Raw genomic sequence first — 16892 nt, 5'->3', positions numbered from 1 at the left:
CGTTATCCGCCGCCGCGCCGCGCAATCGACTCTATTTCAGCACCACGACCTTGGTCCCGACCTTTACGCGCGCGGCGAGATCGGTGACGTCCTCATTGGTCATCCGGATGCAGCCGGACGAGACCGCGGCCCCGATCGTTTCCGGCTCGTTCGAGCCGTGGATGCGATAGAGGCTCGAGCCGAGGTAGATCGCCCGCGCGCCGAGGGGATTGTCGATGCCCCCCGGCATGTAGCGCGGCAAATCCGGCCGGCGCTTCAGCATCTGGCTCGGCGGCGTCCAGCCCGGCCATTCGCGGACCATCGTCACCTTCTTGGTCCCGGACCAGGTAAACCCTTCGCGTCCGACTCCGACGCCATATTGAATCGCCGTCCCGTCGCCGAGGACGTAATTGAGCTTTCGCTCGCTCGTCGAGACGACCACCGTGCCGCCGGGCTGGTCGCCGCTCCAGGCGATCAGCTTCCGTTTTGTCGCCGGCTCGCGGAATATATTGAGGAAATCGCCGAGCGGATTGAAATTGGCGAGGCCAACGGCGGCCATCGGATTGTCGAGCGCTTGCGCGGGAGCGGCGTAAAGCGCCGCCGCGATGGTCGCCGCGCCGATGAGCCGGCAAACCGATTTTTGTGTTCCAAGCATTCTGATCCCAAGTCCCAATCCGAGTTGGCGCGCGCCCATATCGCCCGCTTGCAATGAATTTTGCGCTAATTCCCGACGGCCTTGCGTATCGGACGCGAGCCGACGCGCCAATGGCGATCAGCTTTGGGGCCGAAGTTTGGCGCAAGACTTCGGAACGAGACCTCGGGCGCGGGCGCGCGTTAAATTTGCGCGCCGATCGACCGGATATTTTTCCTCGTCGGGCGCCGGCGGCCTCAAGCCTTGCGCGGCGCTCCTCCTTGGTCTATGCCGCTCGCTTCGCCACCGCCCCGTCCCGTCAGGCCGCCTTGTTCGCTCATTTGAGACCCGTCGCCGTCATCATGGGCAGCCAGTCCGATTGGGAGACGATGCGGCACGCCGCCTCGGTGCTCGACGAGCTCGAGATCGGCTATGAGGCGAAGATCATTTCGGCGCACAGAACGCCGAAGCGGCTCTATGATTTCGCGACTGGCGCCAAGGCGGCGGGCTTTCGCGTGATCATCGCCGGCGCTGGCGGCGCCGCGCATCTGCCGGGAATGACCGCCTCGCTGACGCAGCTTCCCGTTCTCGGCGTTCCGGTCGAGAGCCGCGCGCTCAAGGGGCAGGATTCCCTGCTGTCCATCGTGCAGATGCCGGCGGGCATTCCGGTCGGCGCCCTGGCGATCGGCCGCGCCGGCGCGGTCAACGCCGGCCTTTTCGCCGCAGCGATCCTCGCCCTGACGGACGCCGCGCTCGACGCGCGTCTTTTCGCCTGGCGTGAGGCGCAGACGCAGGCGGTCGCGGTCGAGCCCGAACGCGAGGACTGACCGCCATGGCGTTTACGCTGTCCCCCGGCGCGCTCGCGCCCGGTTCAAGGATCGGCATTCTCGGCGGCGGCCAGCTGGGCCGCATGCTGGCGATGGCGGCCGCGCGGCTCGGCCTTCACGCGCATATTTATGCGCCGGAGCCGGACAGCACGGCTTTTGAGGTCTGCCGCGAGCGCACCCTTGCCGCCTATGAGGATGAGGAAGCGCTCGCCCGCTTTGCGGAAAGCGTCGACGCCGTCACTTACGAATTCGAAAATGTTCCGGCCCGGACGGCGGCGCTGCTCGCGGGCCTGCGCCCGGTCCGGCCAAGCGCCGCGGCGCTTGCGGTCTGTCAGGATCGCCTGATCGAGAAAGAATTTCTCGCCGACATTGGCGTCGCCACCGTCAATTTCATGCAGGTCGATCATGCCGGCGCGATGGCGCGGGCGGTGGCGCAGCTCGGCCGGCCCTCGATCCTGAAGACGCGGCGGTTCGGCTACGACGGCAAGGGCCAGGTGCTGGTCCGCGAAGGCGCGGACCTCGCCGTGACCTTCCGCTCGCTTGGCGGCGGTCCGGCCATTCTCGAAGCTGTGGCGCCCTTCACAAAAGAGATTTCCGTCGTCGCGGCGCGCGGCGCGAGCGGCGAATTCGCCGCCTTCGACGTCTGCGAGAACACGCATGAGAACCACATTCTGAAATTCACCACGGCGCCCGCAAGGATCGCCGTGCAGACGGCGGCCGAGGCCGTCCTGCTGACGCGGGCGATCGCCGAGGCGCTCGATTATGTCGGCGTCCTCGCCGTCGAGATGTTCGTTATCGAGCCCGCGGGCGGCGGCGAGCAACTGCTCGTCAATGAAATCGCGCCGCGCGTGCATAATTCGGGTCATTGGACCCTCGATGGCGCGGCGACCTCGCAATTTGAGCAGCATATCCGCGCCATCGCCGGCTGGCCGCTCGGCGCGACGTTCCTCAATGGGAGCGAAGTCGAGATGGAAAATCTGATCGGCGAGGATATTTATGCGTTCGAGGCGATTTTGCGCGAGCCCGGCGCCTGTCTCCACCTCTATGGCAAGGCCGAAGCTCGGGCGGGCCGCAAGATGGGGCATGTGACCCGCATCCGGCGCTAGAACGCCGCGGTCGCGGCGGCTGAAAATCGGGCGGAACTCTGGACAGCCGCCTGTGATGCTGCTATTCGCGTGTCTTTCGAGTGTCCGGCGCTCTTCAGCGCCCGATTTCCCGTTCCGTCATTTCTGTCACGTCCGTCGCGCAGAGCGATGGCTTGACGTCACATCAAGGACTCCTGCGTGCAAGTTCTCGTTCGCGACAATAATGTCGATCAGGCCCTGAAGGCGCTTAAGAAAAAAATGCAGCGCGAGGGCATTTTCCGTGAGATGAAGCTGCGCGGCCATTACGAAAAGCCGTCGGAAAAGCGGGCTCGCGAGAAAGCTGAAGCCATTCGTCGCGCCCGCAAGCTCGCTCGCAAGAAGATGCAGCGCGAAGGTCTGCTGCCGATGAAGCCGAAGCCGGTCGTCGGCGTACGTTGAGTTTTAAGCCCGAAATCATTTGACGTAGTCAGCGGGCCGGGGCGGCAAGTCTCCCGGCCGGCGAATGGGGATCGCCGAATGACGGCTTACGCGGCCAGACGCAGGAGCGCGACGCCGCTCTCTCGCGCGGTCCTGACAGGCGCTGGCGTCCTCCTTGGCGCGCTGGCGCTGGCGGGCTGCGAATCGGCCAATAATGCGATCAAGAGCGGGGCCGGGGTCGCGGAAGTCGCCAGCCAGTCGCCGCAGGAGGCGCAGGCCAATATCGCCTCGCTGACCGATGTCGTGCAACGTAATCCGAATAGCGCCGACGCCTATAACACCCGCGGCGTCGCCTATGCGAAAAGCGGCCGCTACAATGAGGCGATCGCCGATTTCAGCCAGGCGATCAAGATTGCGCCAACGGCCGCCTCGCTCACCAATCGCGCCCTCGCCTATCGTCAGATCGGCCGCAATGACGCAGCGCTGACGGATTTCAATTCAGCCATCGCGGCGGACGCCAATCACGCGCCGGCCTATCTCGGCCGCGCCAATCTTGAGCGCGCCTCAGGCGATCTTCCGGCGGCCCACGCCGATCTTGATTCCGCAATCAAGCTCAATCCTGAAAACGCCCAGGCGTTTCACGCGCGGGGCCTCATCTATCAGCGCGAAGGCAATCATCCGCAGGCGATCACCGATTTCGACAATGCAATCGATCGCGACCCCTTCGCCGGAGCGCCTTATCTCGCGCGCGGGCAGAGCCTGATCGCGATCGGCAAATACGACAAGGCGATCGAGGATTTCAACGCCGCGCTCAATGTCGACAACAAGAACCCCGACGCCTGGGCCGGGCTTGGCCTCGCCTACGAGAAATCCGGCAATCGCGCCAAGGCGAGCGAATCTTATTCGCGCGCGATCGTGTTCGATCCGACCAACCAACTCGCCAAGGATGGCTTGTCGCGAGTCGGCCGGGGCTAAGGCGCTGCTCGGGGGATGGCCGCTGTTTATGGAAACATAAGCTTGTCGGTGCGCCAATAGTCGACGAGGGTTCTGGCAGCCGCCGCGATGAAAATCAGAATGCTGACGATGACGGGAAGCGACGGAACGGCCGAAGCGCCCGGCGTGGCCGCCTGGTTGACGCCATGCGCGGCAGCCCAGCACAATACGCCCATCAAACTGTTGACGGGAACCCAGAGGGCGTAGGAGTTCCAGAGCTTTTGTTTTCGCGCGGCGTCGGATTTTAAGTAATCGACGATCAGCACGAAAACGTCGAACGCGAACAGAAACGCCATGAATAGATAAAATTGCGCTGGATCAGGCGGCGCCGCTCCCGGCGCGCTCGGCTTCGGTATCGCCTCGGCGATTCCGACGAAAAGAATGGCCGTGATCAGCAACATATAGACGTCCCAGATAAATTTGAAACGCTGAGCCGTCGTCGTTGTCTCGTGATCGAGGTATTTGTGGTCGAGCGAGCGGTCGCCGCCATGAAAGATCGGGACGATGGTGACGAAGAATGTCGCAAACATCCAGAAGCGATAATTGGCGAAACTGTCCCAGGAGAAGGGCCAGATCTGTCGGCAGGCCTCAGTAATCGCAAGGCCGGCGACAATGGAATAGACGCGCTTGAAATGATCGATGAGGCGCGAACGGTCCCTGCTCTTGTTCTGTTCCTGGTTGTCGTCGGAGGCGGGCAGGGCGGACATTGCAACAGCCTTTTGAGGCAATATGTCACTCTGAAAATTTGGCGTAGCGTGCGAGACGCTGGCGCAATAGCCATTGCCGAGCGTCATTCGACATGCTTCGCTTGTCAAGCTACGCGCGGACCGGCCCGTTCGCCGAACGTCTCGAGGGACCGCAGCGATGAATGAGGACGCTGAAAAAAAGAAAATCTACCTCGCGGGGCCCGAGGTGTTTCTGCCTGACGCAAGAGAGATCGGTCAGCGGAAGAAAGAGCTTTGCGCGAACTATGGGTTCAGGGGGCTTTTCCCCTTCGACAACGAAGTCTCGCTGAGCGACCCCGAAGCTCCTCTTCTCATCTACCGCGCCAACCTCGCCCTGCTTCGGCAGGCGGACTGCGGCATTTTTAACCTTACGCCTTTTCGCGGCCCGAGCGCCGATGTGGGAACGGCGTTCGAGCTGGGTCTGCTCGCCGGATTGGGAACGCCCGCCTTCGGCTACAGCAATGAGCGCGCCTCGATGCTCGAACGGATGCAGCGCGACGGTCAGGCTGCCTTCGACGAATCCACGTCAGTCTGGCGCGATGCTTCGGGCCTGTCGATCGAGGACTTTGACAATGCGGACAATCTGATGCTCGACGCATGTCTGGCCGAACAGGGCCGGCCTCTGGTCAGGACGCAAGCCGCTGCAGGCCATCGCTTGACCGATCTCGCGGGCTTCGAGCTTTGCCTTGAGCTGGCGCGGGATTATTTTGCGAGCGCTGCATCCCTGCGCACAGCCGCCCGCGCCTTCTGAATCCCTATGCGCGCCAAGAACGCGGAGGCCTTTGAACTCACGCCGCCTTCTGACCGCGTAGCGCCTCGACGCCCGGAAGCAGCTTGCCCTCGAGCCATTCCAGAAAGGCGCCGCCTGCCGTCGACACATAGGTGAAGTCGTTGAAGGCGTTGGCCTGATTGAGCGCGGCGATGGTGTCGCCGCCGCCCGCGATCGTGTCCAGCGAATGCGTCTTGGTCAGCACGGCGCAGACCTTGGCCAGCGCCACCGTTCCCGCCTGGAAGGGCGGCGTCTCGAAGGCGCCGACGGGTCCGTTCCAGACCACCGTGCGCGCCGCCGCCAGCACGCCGACGAGCTTTGAGATGGTGCGCGGGCCGATATCCAGAATCATGTCGTCGTCGCCGACCGAATCGATGTCGACGGCGCGGCAGGAGGCGTTCGGCTCGAACCGCGTCGCGACGATGGCGTCGACGGGCAGGATCAGCTGGCAATTGGCCTCGTCGGCGTCGGCCATGATTTTGCGCGCCGTCTCGGCGAGCTGCGTCTCGCAGAGCGACTTGCCGACGCTTTTGCCGCTGGCGGCCAGAAAGGTGTTGGCCATGCCGCCGCCGATGAACAGGAATTCGACCCGGCGCATCAGATTGCCGAGGAGTTCGAGCTTGGTCGAGACCTTGGCTCCGCCGACGATCGCCGCCACCGGCCGCTCGGGATGGGCCAGCATGCCGGTCAACATTTCGAGCTCGCGCTGCATGGTCCGCCCGGCGTAGGCGGGCAGCTTGTGGGCGATGCCCTCGGTCGAGGCGTGCGCGCGATGCGAGGTCGAGAAGGCGTCGTTGACGTAAAGATCGCCGAGCTCGGCCAGCTGATTCACGAAGTCCGGATCGTTCTTGGTTTCGCCGGCGTGGAAGCGGGTGTTTTCCAGCAGCAGGATGTCGCCGTTGCGCAAAGCCGCGACGGAGGATTTGGCGACCGGCCCGACGCAATCGGAGGCGAAATAGACCATCTGCTGCAGTTCGTGCTCCAGCGCGACGGCGACCGATTTCAACGACGTCTCCGCTTCGGGGCCGTTTTTCGGCCGCCCGAGATGCGAGAGGATGATGACCTTGGCGCCCTTCTGCGAGATTTCGCGGATGTTCGAGAGCACCCGGTCGATCCGCGTCAGATCGGTGATCCGCCCGTTCTCCATCGGCACGTTAAGGTCGACCCGGACCAAAACCCTCTTGCCGCCCAATATGGCGTCGTCGAGGGTCGGGAAGGGCGAGGACTGGCCGGATCTCGTCATATAAGTTTCCCCATTGCGACGGCGGTGTCGATCATCCTGTTCGAGAAGCCCCATTCATTATCGTACCACGAGAGAACCCGCACGAAGGTTCCGTCGATGACGCGGGTCTGGTCGATATGAAAGACCGAGGAATGGGAGTCATGGTTGAAGTCGGCGGAGACGTTCGGGCTCTCGGTAAAGCCGAGAATGCCCTTGAGCTCGCCGCTCGCGGCGGCTTTGACGGCGTCGGTGATCTCCGCCGCGCTGGTCGCGCGCTTGGCGATGAATTTGAAGTCGACCACCGAAACATTCGGGGTCGGCACGCGGATCGCCGAGCCGTCGAGCTTGCCATTGAGTTCCGGCAGCACCAGTCCCACGGCCTTGGCGGCGCCGGTCGAGGTCGGGATCATCGAAAGGGCGGCGGCGCGGGCGCGGTAGAGATCCTTGTGCAGCGTGTCGAGCGTCGGCTGGTCGCCGGTATAGGAATGGATCGTCGTCATGAAGCCGCGCTCGATGCCGATGGCGTCGTTCAGCACCTTGGCGACGGGGGCGAGGCAGTTCGTCGTGCAGGACGCGTTGGAGACGACGAGATGGTCCGCCGTCAGCTTGCCGTGATTGACGCCGAAGACGACGGTGAGGTCGGCCTTGTCGCCCGGAGCCGAGATCAGGACGCGCTTGGCCCCGGCGACAAGATGGGCGGCGGCTTTTTCGCGCGACGTGAAAATACCGGTGCATTCGAGCGCGATGTCGACGCCAAGATCCTTGTGCGGCAGCTCCTTCGGATCGCGCACCGCGGTCACCTTGATCGGGCCCATGCCGAGATCGATCGTATCGCCCTTGACGGTGACGACGCCCGGAAACCGGCCATGCACAGAATCGAAACGCAAAAGATGGGCGTTGGTCTCGACCGGGCCGAGATCGTTGATCGCGACGACCTCGATGTCGGTGCGCCCGGATTCGGCGATCGCTCGCAAAACATTGCGCCCAATGCGTCCAAATCCGTTGATCGCGACTTTAACCGGCATCCCAAAGCTCCCTGTTCGCCGGGTCGGTCAGGCGCCCGGACAAATGTCTAATTGATAGGCATCGTGGTATGTCGCGCTATTGCAAGACCGTCAACTTAGCAAATTGAGCGCCAGTTCCACCGCCTTGCTTTTGCGTCTATCGTCGAAGATCTTTCTTGCCCAAGCACCGCGATGCTTGGGCGCATTATGGCTCAGCATGGTCAATCGACGCGGGCGAACACTATTTCCTTGGTCGTAGGTTTGAACGAAACTATTCCACGAGTGATTTTGCGCCGCGGCGCAGAGGTCTTTTGAGAGGGTTTGACCGTGAAATGTCAATGCGGCGCGCCTGTTTCCTAGCGTCGCACCCGAGCATGCGGCGCCGCCATAAATTGCGCATCTATGCTCCATCGCCCGTACATTGTATCAAGGGGAGAGGGAGCGGACAGCCCGGGCTCTCCGCGCAGGAATGCGACTGACAGGAATGGACATCCCCCAACGCCTGGACGACGCCTTGAAGCGCCTTTCCGCCTCGCTCGAGAAGCTTGAGGCGGCGAGCGACCGGCGCGCCAAAAGCGACGCCATGCGCGCCAATCTTGAAGAAGAGCTTGCCGTGCTGCAGGATGACCGCTCGCGGCTGGCCGTCGAGCTCGACGGGGCCATCGCCCGCGCGGTCACGCTCGAGGGCGCAAACGAGGACATTGCGCGCCGGTTGAAGAGCGCCAATGCGGCGATCCGCGACATATTGGGCGAAGTTGAAAACGACCAATAGGCGCTCGCCACAAATTTCGATCGGGAGTTGAACGATGGCCCAGGTCGCCATGCAGATCGCCGGACGCGTTTATCGCGTCGCTTGCGACGAGGGCGAGGAGCCTCATCTCGAAGGCCTCGCGCGGCTGGTCGACGGCAAGATCGCCGGCATGCGGGATAAATTTGGCGAGATGGGCGACCAGCGCCTGACCATCATGGCGGCGGTGACGCTTGCCGATGAATTGCATGAATCGCAGCGCCGCGTCAGCGAACTCGAAGCGCGGCTGGCGGAAGTGCAGGAGAACGCCGCCGACGCCCTCAGCGGCCGCGAGGCGTGGATCGACAGGGTGACGGAGGCCGTCGGCGAGGCCAGCGCCCGCATCGAGCGCGCGGCGCAGGACATGAGCGGGGCCAGCCGCGGCGAGGACTAAAAGCTTTTGCAGCATCCCCTCTGGCGCTTTGCGCCGCGCCGCCTTAAGTTGCAGGGGCGGAGCTACGGGGCGCGTGCAGGATCAGTAACCCCGGGGCCTTATCGATCTCAAAGGGAGCTGTCCCTGGCCTTGCCCGTGGGCTTGGCCACATGGCGCCCACCTACGTTGTAGGTACCCGGGATCGATATCCCACGGCCATCGTGGCCCCGCGCTTTACGCCTCGCAGTCTGTTTCGACGACGAGCGGGCCCCCAGACGCCTTCTCCGACCGACGCTGCATGCAGAAGACGCCCCTCTCAAAGCAAGTTCTCCGCTCCGAAGCTTTGGCGCGCCGCCGCGCCGCCTCGGCCGTGATCGATTCTGAGGCCTTCGCCGCGCATCTGGCCGTCACGGGCGCGGCGATTGTGGCCGAGATGCAGCCTGGCATCGTCTCGGCCTATTTCTCGCTGCGGGACGAAGCTTCGACCATGCCGCTGATCGAGACGCTGGCCGAACGTGGCGTGCTGACCGCCCTGCCGATCACCGGCGCGCGTGGAACGCCGCTGGTGTTCCGGCTGTGGCGTCCGGGCGATGCGCTGGTCTCCGGCAAGATGGGCATTTCCGAGCCCGCACCGGCGGCGGCCGAGGTCGCGCCGGACCTTTTGTTCGTGCCGCTCGCCGCCTTCGACCGTTCGGGGCACCGGATCGGCTATGGCGCCGGCTTTTACGACCGCACGCTGGCGAGCTTGCGCGCGCGCAAAAAAATCGTCGCGGTCGGCGTCGCCTACGCCAGCCAGGAGACGGGCAAAATCCCGCATGAAGAGCATGACCAGCGGCTCGATTTCGTGCTAACCGAAAAAGAGCTGATCGACTGCCGCGTGTCGGATTCGGCCTGAAGTTCTGGTTTTTTCGTCGCAACGCCGGGTCCGCCGTGGCGGACGGCGGTTTCGGCGGATTTTTGCATGCGTCTTCTTTTCATCGGCGATGTCGTCGGCCGCGCCGGCCGTTCCATCATTAGCGCCGAGCTGCCGAAGCTGCGCGCGGAATGGGGCCTCGATTTCGTCATCGTCAATGGCGAGAACGCGGCCGGCGGCTTTGGCATCACCGAGGCGGTCTGCGACGAGTTTCTGGCCGCCGGGGCCGATTGCGTCACGCTCGGCAATCATGCCTTCGACCAGCGCGACGCGCTTGTCTTCATCGCCCGCCAGCCGCGCCTGATCCGTCCCGTCAACTATCCGCGCGGAACGCCCGGGAGGGGCGCCAATTTGATCGAGGCGGCCTCGGGCGCGCGCGTGCTTGTCGTCAATGTGTTGGGGCGGGTGTTCATGGACGCGCTCGACGATCCCTTTGCGGCGATCGAGCGCGAGCTTGAGGCTTGCCCGCTCGGCGTCGGCTGCGACGCGGCGGTGGTCGATTTCCACGCCGAGGCGTCGAGCGAAAAGCAGGCGTTCGGCTATTTCGTCGACGGCCGCGTCTCGCTGGTCGTCGGCACGCACACCCATGTGCCGACGGCCGACTGCCGCATTCTCGCGCAGCGCACCGCCTATATGACCGACGCCGGCATGACCGGCGATTACGATTCCGTAATCGGCATGGACAAGGAAGAGCCGGTGCGGCGGTTTACGACCAAGCTGCCGACTTCACGCTTCGAGCCGGCCTCGGGCCCGGCTACCCTCTGCGGCGTCGCGGTGGAGCTGGACGGGCAGGGGCTGGCGCTAGCGGTCGCTCCGGTTCGGATCGGCGGCAGGCTCGCCGAGGCGCGGCCGGGGTTTTGGCAAGGGTCTTGAAACGGGAACTGCCCGCGTTGGGTGATGCAATTCTGCAGCGCTCAACATGCCCCATGGCGCGCTTCGAATCGGAGGCTTCCCCTTCCGCATTTTGAGTTCCAGGCATATAGTTGAGCTTCCGTTTCTCATTCCTGATGGCAGCTCCTCCAGCATTCAAATTCCTCAGCGGAGCTGTTGGATTGAATTGATTTGCGCCCGCCCCAGAGGAGACAGCCATGACTGCCATTTCCCGCCGCGGCGTGTGCGCCGCCGGCACGACCATTGCCGCAATGGCCGCCCTGCGTCTCCGCCCCGCGGCCGCCCGGGACGCCGTCCGTCCGGCCCTCCCCATCCCGCAAGAGCTCAGGCCGGATGCGCGCGGTGAAATCGCGTTCACCGCCGAGGCCGGAGCGACAAGCTTTATGCCGGGCGCGCGCACCGCGACCTACGGCTACAACGGCCCATTTCTGGGGCCGGCGCTGCGCTTGCGGCGCGGCGAGACCGTAACGATCGACTTTACCAACAATCTTCCGGTTCCCACGACCGTGCACTGGCATGGTCTCGTCATTCCCGGCGATGTCGACGGCGGCCCCCATCGGCCTGTTGCGCCGGGGCAGCATTGGCGGCCCGCTTTATCGGTTGATCAACCGGCCGCCACGCTTTGGTTCCACCCGCATTTTTATCCCACCACCGCCGCGCAGGTCACCAAGGGGCTTGCGGGCCTGTTGATCATCGATGACGAAGATGCCGACCGCCTGGCGCTGCCCTCCCGCTGGGGCGTCAACGATATCCCGCTGATCATCCAGGACCGCCGCTTCGGAGAAGACGGCCAGTTTTTCGACAGGATGAACATCACCGCGGTCACAAGCGGATATGTCGGCGATGTGCCGTTGGTCAATGGCGTTCGCTATCCCGAGGCGCGCGTCGCGCGCGGCTGGGCGCGCCTGCGCCTGCTCGACGGCTCCAATGCGCGCAGCTACATGCTGACGGCGTCGGACGGGCGCCCTCTATTCGTCATCGGCTCCGATGGAGGGCTGTTGGAGAGCCCGGTGGAGCTGAAGCAGATCATGATCCACGCGGGAGAGCGGTTCGAGATCATGGTGGACTGCCGCTCCGGCGCGCCGTTCGACCTCGTTACGCTGCCGGTCGGAGAGCCGATCATGCGGTTGCCGCCCTTCGACGATTCCGTTCCTCTGGTCACGATCCGGCCTGACGGCGCTGACATGCCGGGTCAGCTTCCGGCCTCGCTCGCGAACCTGCCGCAGACGCCGGCGGAGTTGCCGCCCATCAGCCAGCAGCTGGTCATGAAGATGTTCCGCGACGAAGAAGGGATGATGCCGCTGATGAAAGCGGGGCTGGCGATGGGCAAAAGCGGCAAGATCGACGCGGCTGTTATTGCCCGCGTTACGAAACTGATCGTGGATCAGCCGGAGCTGTCCGAAGCGGCGCAGCTTTCCGCCAATGGCGTCAATGGCAGGCCCTTTGCCCTCGATGAACCGCTGTTCGCCGCGCCGCGCAATCAGCCGTTGCGCTGGCGGATTTCCGAAGGCGACGACCAGATGCTGCATCCTGTCCACATTCACGGTTGCCAGTTCCGCATTCTGTCGGAGAGGGGACAGCCGCCGGAGGCCTACCGCGCCGGCTGGAAGGACATCGCTCCGATCTCGGCCGGCGGCTACAGCGATATTCTGGTCAGCTTTCCGTATCCGGCTGATCCGCACGCGCCCTACATGGCGCATTGCCACATCCTGGAACATGAAGACTCCGGCATGATGGCGCAGTTTACGGTGGCGTAAAGGCTATGGCATCCGGCTTGGCCCGGCGCATAGTATGACGGCCCCTGTCCAAGGACATTGTGATATGGAAGACCCGGAGATTCGCGCGGCTCTCGATCGCCACTGGGCCGCCTCCGACGCAAACGACTTCGAGGGCGAGCACGAGATTTACCGCGAGGACGCAGTGCTCGAATATCCGCAATCGGGCGAGCGCATTCGCGGGCGGCGGAAGATTCAGTCGTCTCGCGCCGCGCAGCCGAACCGGAAACGCTTTACTGTGCGGCGGATCATCGGCGCGGGCGACCTCTGGGTCACGGAATATGTCCTGAGCTATGACGGGCGCCCGTCCTACACCGTGAGCATCATGGAGTTCCTCGATGGGAAGGTGGCCCGCGAGACCCAATATTTCGGCGATCCGTTCGAGCCGGGGGCCTCGCGCGCGCAATGGGTCGAGCTTATGCCTTGAACGCGGCCGCCGTAGGGATGGCCATCCGCCGCCCGCTCGCCCGCTCGGAGCTGCCGGTCGACACCGTCGAGCTCGCCCGCCATCTCATCGGCAAGTTGGTGGTGCGAGAGCTGCCTGAAGGCGTTGTGAGCGGCCGTATTGTCGAGACCGAGGCTTATGTCGTGGGCGATGCCGCCGGCCATGGTTACCGCGGGATGACTCGACGCAACAAGTCGCTGTTTCTCGAGCGCGGCCATGCCTATGTCTATCTCGCCTATGGCAGCTCCTACATGCTGAATGTGTCGAGCGAGACGGCAGGAATCGGCGCCGGCGTGCTCATCCGGGCGCTTGAACCGCGAGAAGGCGTCCCCATCATGCAGCGCAATCGCAACATCATGCGCCTGCGCGATCTGGCGCGCGGACCGGGACGGCTTGCCGCGGCGTTGCGGATTGACCCTTCGCTTGATGGGCTCGATCTTTGCCGGGAAGGCCCGCTGTGGCTCGCAGGCGCCGCGGGGGAAGCCGGCGAAATCGGGCAGAGCATCCGGATCGGCATTTCGAAGGAGGCCGACCGTCCCTTGCGATTTTATCTTCGCAACAATCCATTCGTCAGCGGTCCAGGATCGCTCAACGCATAAGAGGCTGCTCCGGGGATCCCCCTTAACTCCCCTCAAGCAGCTTGTCTCTCACCAGCGCCGCGGCGCCGCGCGCCCAGGAATAATCCGCGCCGATCCTCAGATCGCTTGTTCTTGCCAACACCACAGCGCCTGTATGCGCGTCGCGGATCTGGAAGCGCACCACATAGTCGGTGCGAGTGATCCGCGTCACGATGCCGACAAAGGATTGATCGGCGCCGAGCTTTTCCGCCAGCGCCGCCTCGCAGCCGTTGCACTGATGCAGCGTACGCGCTTTTGCGTCCTCGCTGTCGGCGCCCGCGACGTCGACAAGCCGGTAGCGTCCCGATTCTGCGAGCAGCTTGCGTGCCGCGCTCGTCGCCTGATCGAGATAGCGCAAATCGGCGGCATGATCGCCCGCGATCCCCGCGCCGCCGCTGAAATCATCGAGCTCGAAATCGAATACAGCGATGGCGATCGGCGCTGGATCGGCGCCGGCCGGAACGGGCGCCAGCGCGCCCATCAAAAGAGCGACCCCGCAGAGGCCAAGCCAGCGGCGCGCGCGCAACACTAATCTGTCTGTCACTGGCCAAACCCCTTTACGACGGCGGAAGCGCGGCGAGCTCGCCAAAAATGAAGGTTTCGGCCCGGCGCCAGGCTTCATCCGTATCGCCGCGAAAGGTGAACAGCTTGTCGAACAACACTCGCCCGGTCCTGGCGTCGATCGCCTGGATTTTCGCCCATTGCACCAGCGTGCTCATCTTGTGGACGCCGCCGATCAGCAGAATATCCGCGCCGGCCTCGCGCGCCGCGGCGACAAGAGCCGGGACGCCCGCGCCCTGAACAGCGCAAGGTTCGGGGCGGCAGGCTGGCGCGACGACGCGGAATTTTGCGCCTTTGGCGAGATCGCTTTTTAAGGCGTCCATGAAGGCGGCGAGCCGCGCCTCATGCTCCTTGCTCTGATCGCGCGGCTCGCCCGAAGTGTCGACATAGTCGAAGTCGATCACGGCGATCGCCGCGCTTTGCTCGGGTTCGGCGGCTATTCCGTAGGACGGCGCAAACCAGAGTCCGGCCGCCAGAATAGGAAGAAGCAAACAACGCATCCGAAAATCTCCGCTGGTTCGCCGCCACATTGCGCGGATGGCGTCGGAGGAACAGCGCATCCGTCCCGGCGCGCGCCGGGCAAATTGCCCGATTTTTGCCGCGCGTCTTCCTTGCAGCGCGCTCCGCCCCTAGATTGAGGCGGCGCGTTCTTATGAAAGAAGCCATCCATGCCGGCGCCAAAATTTGACCTGAAGCTTCGGCTCGCCCTTCGCGTCGCGGCGCTGGCGGCGGTCTGTTTCGCTGCCGCCGCGGCCTATGTTCTATTCGACACGGACCGCGCCGCGCGGGCCCGGGCCGAGACGATCGCCGATGCGGTCGCGGGGGACCTTTCGCTGCAACAGGGCGTCGCCCATTGGGTCCAGATTAACCGGGCCGAGGCCGGGTCCGATCCGTTTCCGGATTTGCAGCGCATTGCGACGGCGGTGATGGCGCCCGGCCTTTGCATCGCTTTTCGCGCGGAAAATGGCGGTATCGTCCAGCGCCTTTGCAGCGGCGCGGCGCCGGGCGACGCCGGCGCGCCGCTCCTTTTCGCGGCGCTCTATCAGGGCCTGTTCGGCGCGGGGCGTGAAGCCGCGCGTCCGGTGATGTATGGCGGCGCGGCGCATGGCGAGGCCGTGGTCTCGATCGACCGGCAGAGCCTCATCGGCCAAAGCTGGCGCGAGACGAGCCGGCTCCTCGCAATCATGGCGGCGACGCTTGTCGGGCTCTGCGTCCTCGTCTATGCCGCGCTGGCCGACGCCTTGCGGCCGACCCGGGCGATCCGCGAAGGGCTCGCACGACTCGTCGGCGGCGATCTTTCGGCGCGTCTGCCGCCCTTCGACCTCGCCGAGCTGTCGGCGGTCGGCGCGGTGTTCAATGATCTTGCCGGCAATCTCGAGACGACGCTGGCCGAGCGCAACGCGCTGACGCGGCGGCTGATCGCGGTGCAGGACGAAGAGCGGCTTCATCTCGCGCGGGAGCTACATGACGAATTCGGCCAGTGTCTCGCCGCGATCGGCGCGATGGCCGCCTCGGCCGGGCAGACGGCGCGGCGCGATTGCCCCGCGCTGGAGCCGCCATGCCAGAGCATCGGCCGCACGGCCGCGCATATGATGCAGGCGCTACGCGGCGCGCTGCTGCGGCTGCGCCCGCCGGATGTCGAAGAGCTTGGCCTTGCCGCCAGCCTCGAAGGCCTTGTCGCGGGGTGGAACGGCCGCGGCGGGGCGACGCGTTTTTCGATCGAGCTGCGCGGCGACTTCGACGCCCTGCCGCGCGATTTCGCCGCAAGCCTCTACCGGGTCGCGCAGGAAGCGATTACCAATGCGGCGAAACACGCCGAGGCCGCCAAGGTCACGCTGCGGCTCAGCTTGCGCGAGCCTCAAGGATCGGATCGGCGGGCTCATATCGAGCTTGCCGTCGACGACGACGGCAAGGGCGGGGCCGACGCAAAATCCGGCATGGGGCTGCTTGGCATGCGCGAGCGCGTCGAAGCGCTCGGCGGCCGTTTGAGCCTCAAAACGTCCCGCCCGAGCGGCCTTGCCCTCCGCGCGCATATTCCCGTCCCGCCGGCGGCGGCGCCGGACGAAACTCTGGCTGCGGCGTGAGCGGGGCAGCAACCATTCTGCTGGTCGATGATCACGCCATCGTGCGCGAAGGCTATCGCGCGCTCTTGCAGCAGCAGCCGCGCCTCAAGGTCGTCGCCGAGGCCGGCGACGGCGCCGAAGCGTATCGCCTGTTCAAGCAGGTGAAGCCCGACCTCGTCATCATGGATCTGACCATGCCGGGCCTTGGTGGCGTCGAGGCCGTCAAGCGCATCCGGCAATGGGATCCGGCCGCCCGCATTCTGGTGTTTACCATGCATCAGAACGCAGCCTTCGCGGTGCAGGCGATCCGCGCCGGGGCGAAGGGCTATGTCACGAAAAGCAGCCCGCCGGAAGCGTTGATCCGCGGCGCCTTCGATGTCCTGCAGGGCAGGATTGCGCTCAGCGCCGACATCGATCATGAGCTTGCGCTGAGCCGCGTCACGGAAACGCCGACTGCGACCGACGTGCTGACGCCGCGCGAGTTCGAAATCTTGCGCCTGCTGTTGGCGGAAAAGTCGACCGAGGCCATCGCCGCGATTTTGGGCCTCAGCCCGAAAACGGTGGCCAATACGCGCTACCTCATCAAGGCCAAGCTTGGCGTCGCCTCGGACATCGAACTCGTTCTCGTGGCGCTGCGGCAGGGGATCCTGGGCGCGGAAGGCGAGAGACATGAGATCGCGCCCCTTTGAGCCGTTAGCGCGGCGCGATTTGAAATTGACCACAATTCGCGCTTTAAATGGCCGCCGCGCCGAGGCAGCGCGAAAAAATCGGGAGCGTGGCGGGGGCCTCGAATAAGCAAGTTTGAACGGCCGCCG

21 protein-coding genes and 1 other RNA gene are annotated in these 16892 nt (G+C 64.7%); 15 read left to right on the top strand and 7 right to left on the bottom strand.

The window, feature by feature from the left end; all coding sequences use genetic code 11:
* Positions 1–31: 31 nt before the first annotated feature.
* A complete protein-coding gene (locus MSIL_RS11705; RefSeq protein ID WP_012591291.1) occupies positions 32–634 on the bottom strand; it encodes a L,D-transpeptidase in 603 nt (200 codons plus the stop codon).
* Positions 635–972: 338 nt separating this feature from the next.
* Between MSIL_RS11705 and purE the strand changes: the two genes are divergently transcribed.
* The 4 genes from purE (at position 973) to MSIL_RS11685 (ending at position 3914) form a co-directional block, all read left to right on the top strand.
* Positions 973–1437 carry a 5-(carboxyamino)imidazole ribonucleotide mutase gene (purE, locus tag MSIL_RS11700; RefSeq protein WP_041369023.1) on the top strand — a complete coding sequence of 155 codons (465 nt, stop codon included), beginning with the start codon at positions 973–975 and terminating at the stop codon, positions 1435–1437.
* A 5-nt stretch (positions 1438–1442) separates the two neighbouring features.
* Positions 1443–2543, top strand: a complete 1101-nt coding sequence (locus tag MSIL_RS11695; protein WP_012591289.1) for a 5-(carboxyamino)imidazole ribonucleotide synthase — start codon at positions 1443–1445, stop codon at positions 2541–2543.
* A gap of 177 nt (positions 2544–2720) precedes the next feature.
* Complete coding sequence (gene rpsU / locus MSIL_RS11690) at positions 2721–2960, top strand: 30S ribosomal protein S21 (protein ID WP_012591288.1); 240 nt, start codon at positions 2721–2723, stop codon at positions 2958–2960.
* 78 nt (positions 2961–3038) lie between these two features.
* The gene (locus MSIL_RS11685; protein WP_012591287.1) at positions 3039–3914 is read left to right on the top strand and encodes a tetratricopeptide repeat protein; all 876 of its coding nucleotides are present in this window, start codon (positions 3039–3041) and stop codon (positions 3912–3914) included.
* Positions 3915–3940: 26 nt separating this feature from the next.
* On the opposite strand, the gene MSIL_RS11680 is transcribed toward MSIL_RS11685, so the two are convergent.
* Positions 3941–4639 carry a hypothetical protein gene (locus MSIL_RS11680; protein ID WP_012591286.1) on the bottom strand — a complete coding sequence of 233 codons (699 nt, stop codon included), beginning with the start codon at positions 4637–4639 and terminating at the stop codon, positions 3941–3943.
* A gap of 157 nt (positions 4640–4796) precedes the next feature.
* On the opposite strand from MSIL_RS11680, the gene MSIL_RS11675 reads away from it, so the two are divergent.
* The gene (locus MSIL_RS11675) at positions 4797–5408 is read left to right on the top strand and encodes a nucleoside 2-deoxyribosyltransferase (protein WP_012591285.1); all 612 of its coding nucleotides are present in this window, start codon (positions 4797–4799) and stop codon (positions 5406–5408) included.
* Positions 5409–5445: 37 nt separating this feature from the next.
* Here the strand turns inward: MSIL_RS11675 and MSIL_RS11670 are convergent, their stop codons facing one another.
* The 3 genes from MSIL_RS11670 to MSIL_RS21355 form a co-directional block, all read right to left on the bottom strand.
* Positions 5446–6669, bottom strand: coding sequence for a phosphoglycerate kinase (locus tag MSIL_RS11670; RefSeq protein WP_012591284.1), 1224 nt, complete (start codon positions 6667–6669; stop codon positions 5446–5448).
* Positions 6666–7673 carry a type I glyceraldehyde-3-phosphate dehydrogenase gene (gene gap, locus MSIL_RS11665; protein WP_012591283.1) on the bottom strand — a complete coding sequence of 336 codons (1008 nt, stop codon included), beginning with the start codon at positions 7671–7673 and terminating at the stop codon, positions 6666–6668. The genes MSIL_RS11670 and gap overlap by 4 nt, the downstream gene beginning before the upstream one ends.
* Positions 7674–7763: 90 nt before the next feature.
* Positions 7764–7991 (bottom strand): hypothetical protein, encoded by a 228-nt coding sequence (locus tag MSIL_RS21355; RefSeq protein WP_148213080.1) that lies wholly within the window; start codon positions 7989–7991, stop codon positions 7764–7766.
* Between the two features lie 130 nt (positions 7992–8121).
* Here MSIL_RS21355 and MSIL_RS11660 point away from each other — a divergent pair, with 130 nt between their 5' ends.
* From MSIL_RS11660 to MSIL_RS11630, 8 genes are all read left to right on the top strand, one after another.
* Positions 8122–8424: a DUF4164 domain-containing protein gene (locus MSIL_RS11660; protein ID WP_341871973.1), complete on the top strand. Its 303-nt coding sequence runs from the start codon at positions 8122–8124 to the stop codon at positions 8422–8424.
* A gap of 34 nt (positions 8425–8458) precedes the next feature.
* Positions 8459–8833 carry a cell division protein ZapA gene (locus MSIL_RS11655; protein WP_012591281.1) on the top strand — a complete coding sequence of 125 codons (375 nt, stop codon included), beginning with the start codon at positions 8459–8461 and terminating at the stop codon, positions 8831–8833.
* A gap of 56 nt (positions 8834–8889) precedes the next feature.
* Positions 8890–9044: non-coding RNA, 6S RNA (gene ssrS, locus MSIL_RS20785), on the top strand.
* Between the two features lie 66 nt (positions 9045–9110).
* Positions 9111–9707 carry a 5-formyltetrahydrofolate cyclo-ligase gene (locus MSIL_RS11650; RefSeq protein WP_012591280.1) on the top strand — a complete coding sequence of 199 codons (597 nt, stop codon included), beginning with the start codon at positions 9111–9113 and terminating at the stop codon, positions 9705–9707.
* 66 nt (positions 9708–9773) lie between these two features.
* Positions 9774–10598, top strand: a complete 825-nt coding sequence (locus tag MSIL_RS11645) for a TIGR00282 family metallophosphoesterase (RefSeq protein ID WP_012591279.1) — start codon at positions 9774–9776, stop codon at positions 10596–10598.
* A gap of 215 nt (positions 10599–10813) precedes the next feature.
* The gene (cueO, locus tag MSIL_RS11640) at positions 10814–12373 is read left to right on the top strand and encodes a multicopper oxidase CueO (protein WP_012591278.1); all 1560 of its coding nucleotides are present in this window, start codon (positions 10814–10816) and stop codon (positions 12371–12373) included.
* Positions 12374–12437: 64 nt separating this feature from the next.
* Positions 12438–12818: a nuclear transport factor 2 family protein gene (locus MSIL_RS11635; protein ID WP_012591277.1), complete on the top strand. Its 381-nt coding sequence runs from the start codon at positions 12438–12440 to the stop codon at positions 12816–12818.
* Between the two features lie 17 nt (positions 12819–12835).
* A complete protein-coding gene (locus tag MSIL_RS11630) occupies positions 12836–13435 on the top strand; it encodes a DNA-3-methyladenine glycosylase (RefSeq protein WP_085985879.1) in 600 nt (199 codons plus the stop codon).
* 22 nt (positions 13436–13457) lie between these two features.
* On the opposite strand, the gene MSIL_RS11625 is transcribed toward MSIL_RS11630, so the two are convergent.
* Positions 13458–13997 carry a DUF3280 domain-containing protein gene (locus MSIL_RS11625; protein WP_187148651.1) on the bottom strand — a complete coding sequence of 180 codons (540 nt, stop codon included), beginning with the start codon at positions 13995–13997 and terminating at the stop codon, positions 13458–13460.
* Between the two features lie 13 nt (positions 13998–14010).
* Positions 14011–14514, bottom strand: a complete 504-nt coding sequence (locus MSIL_RS11620) for a DUF2380 domain-containing protein (RefSeq protein WP_187148650.1) — start codon at positions 14512–14514, stop codon at positions 14011–14013.
* 168 nt (positions 14515–14682) lie between these two features.
* Between MSIL_RS11620 and MSIL_RS11615 the strand changes: the two genes are divergently transcribed.
* Together MSIL_RS11615 and MSIL_RS11610 are read left to right on the top strand one after the other, a co-directional pair.
* A complete protein-coding gene (locus MSIL_RS11615; protein ID WP_012591275.1) occupies positions 14683–16098 on the top strand; it encodes a HAMP domain-containing sensor histidine kinase in 1416 nt (471 codons plus the stop codon).
* Positions 16095–16766, top strand: coding sequence for a response regulator (locus MSIL_RS11610; RefSeq protein WP_012591274.1), 672 nt, complete (start codon positions 16095–16097; stop codon positions 16764–16766). Before MSIL_RS11615 ends, MSIL_RS11610 begins: the two co-directional genes overlap by 4 nt.
* Positions 16767–16892: the final 126 nt, after the last annotated feature.

Origin of the sequence: Methylocella silvestris BL2, from assembly GCF_000021745.1 — a bacterium.
Classification (GTDB): Bacteria; Pseudomonadota; Alphaproteobacteria; order Rhizobiales; family Beijerinckiaceae; genus Methylocapsa; species Methylocapsa silvestris.
The sequence above is the reverse complement of the archived record's forward strand: the minus strand, read 5'-3'. Positions and strand labels throughout refer to the sequence as shown.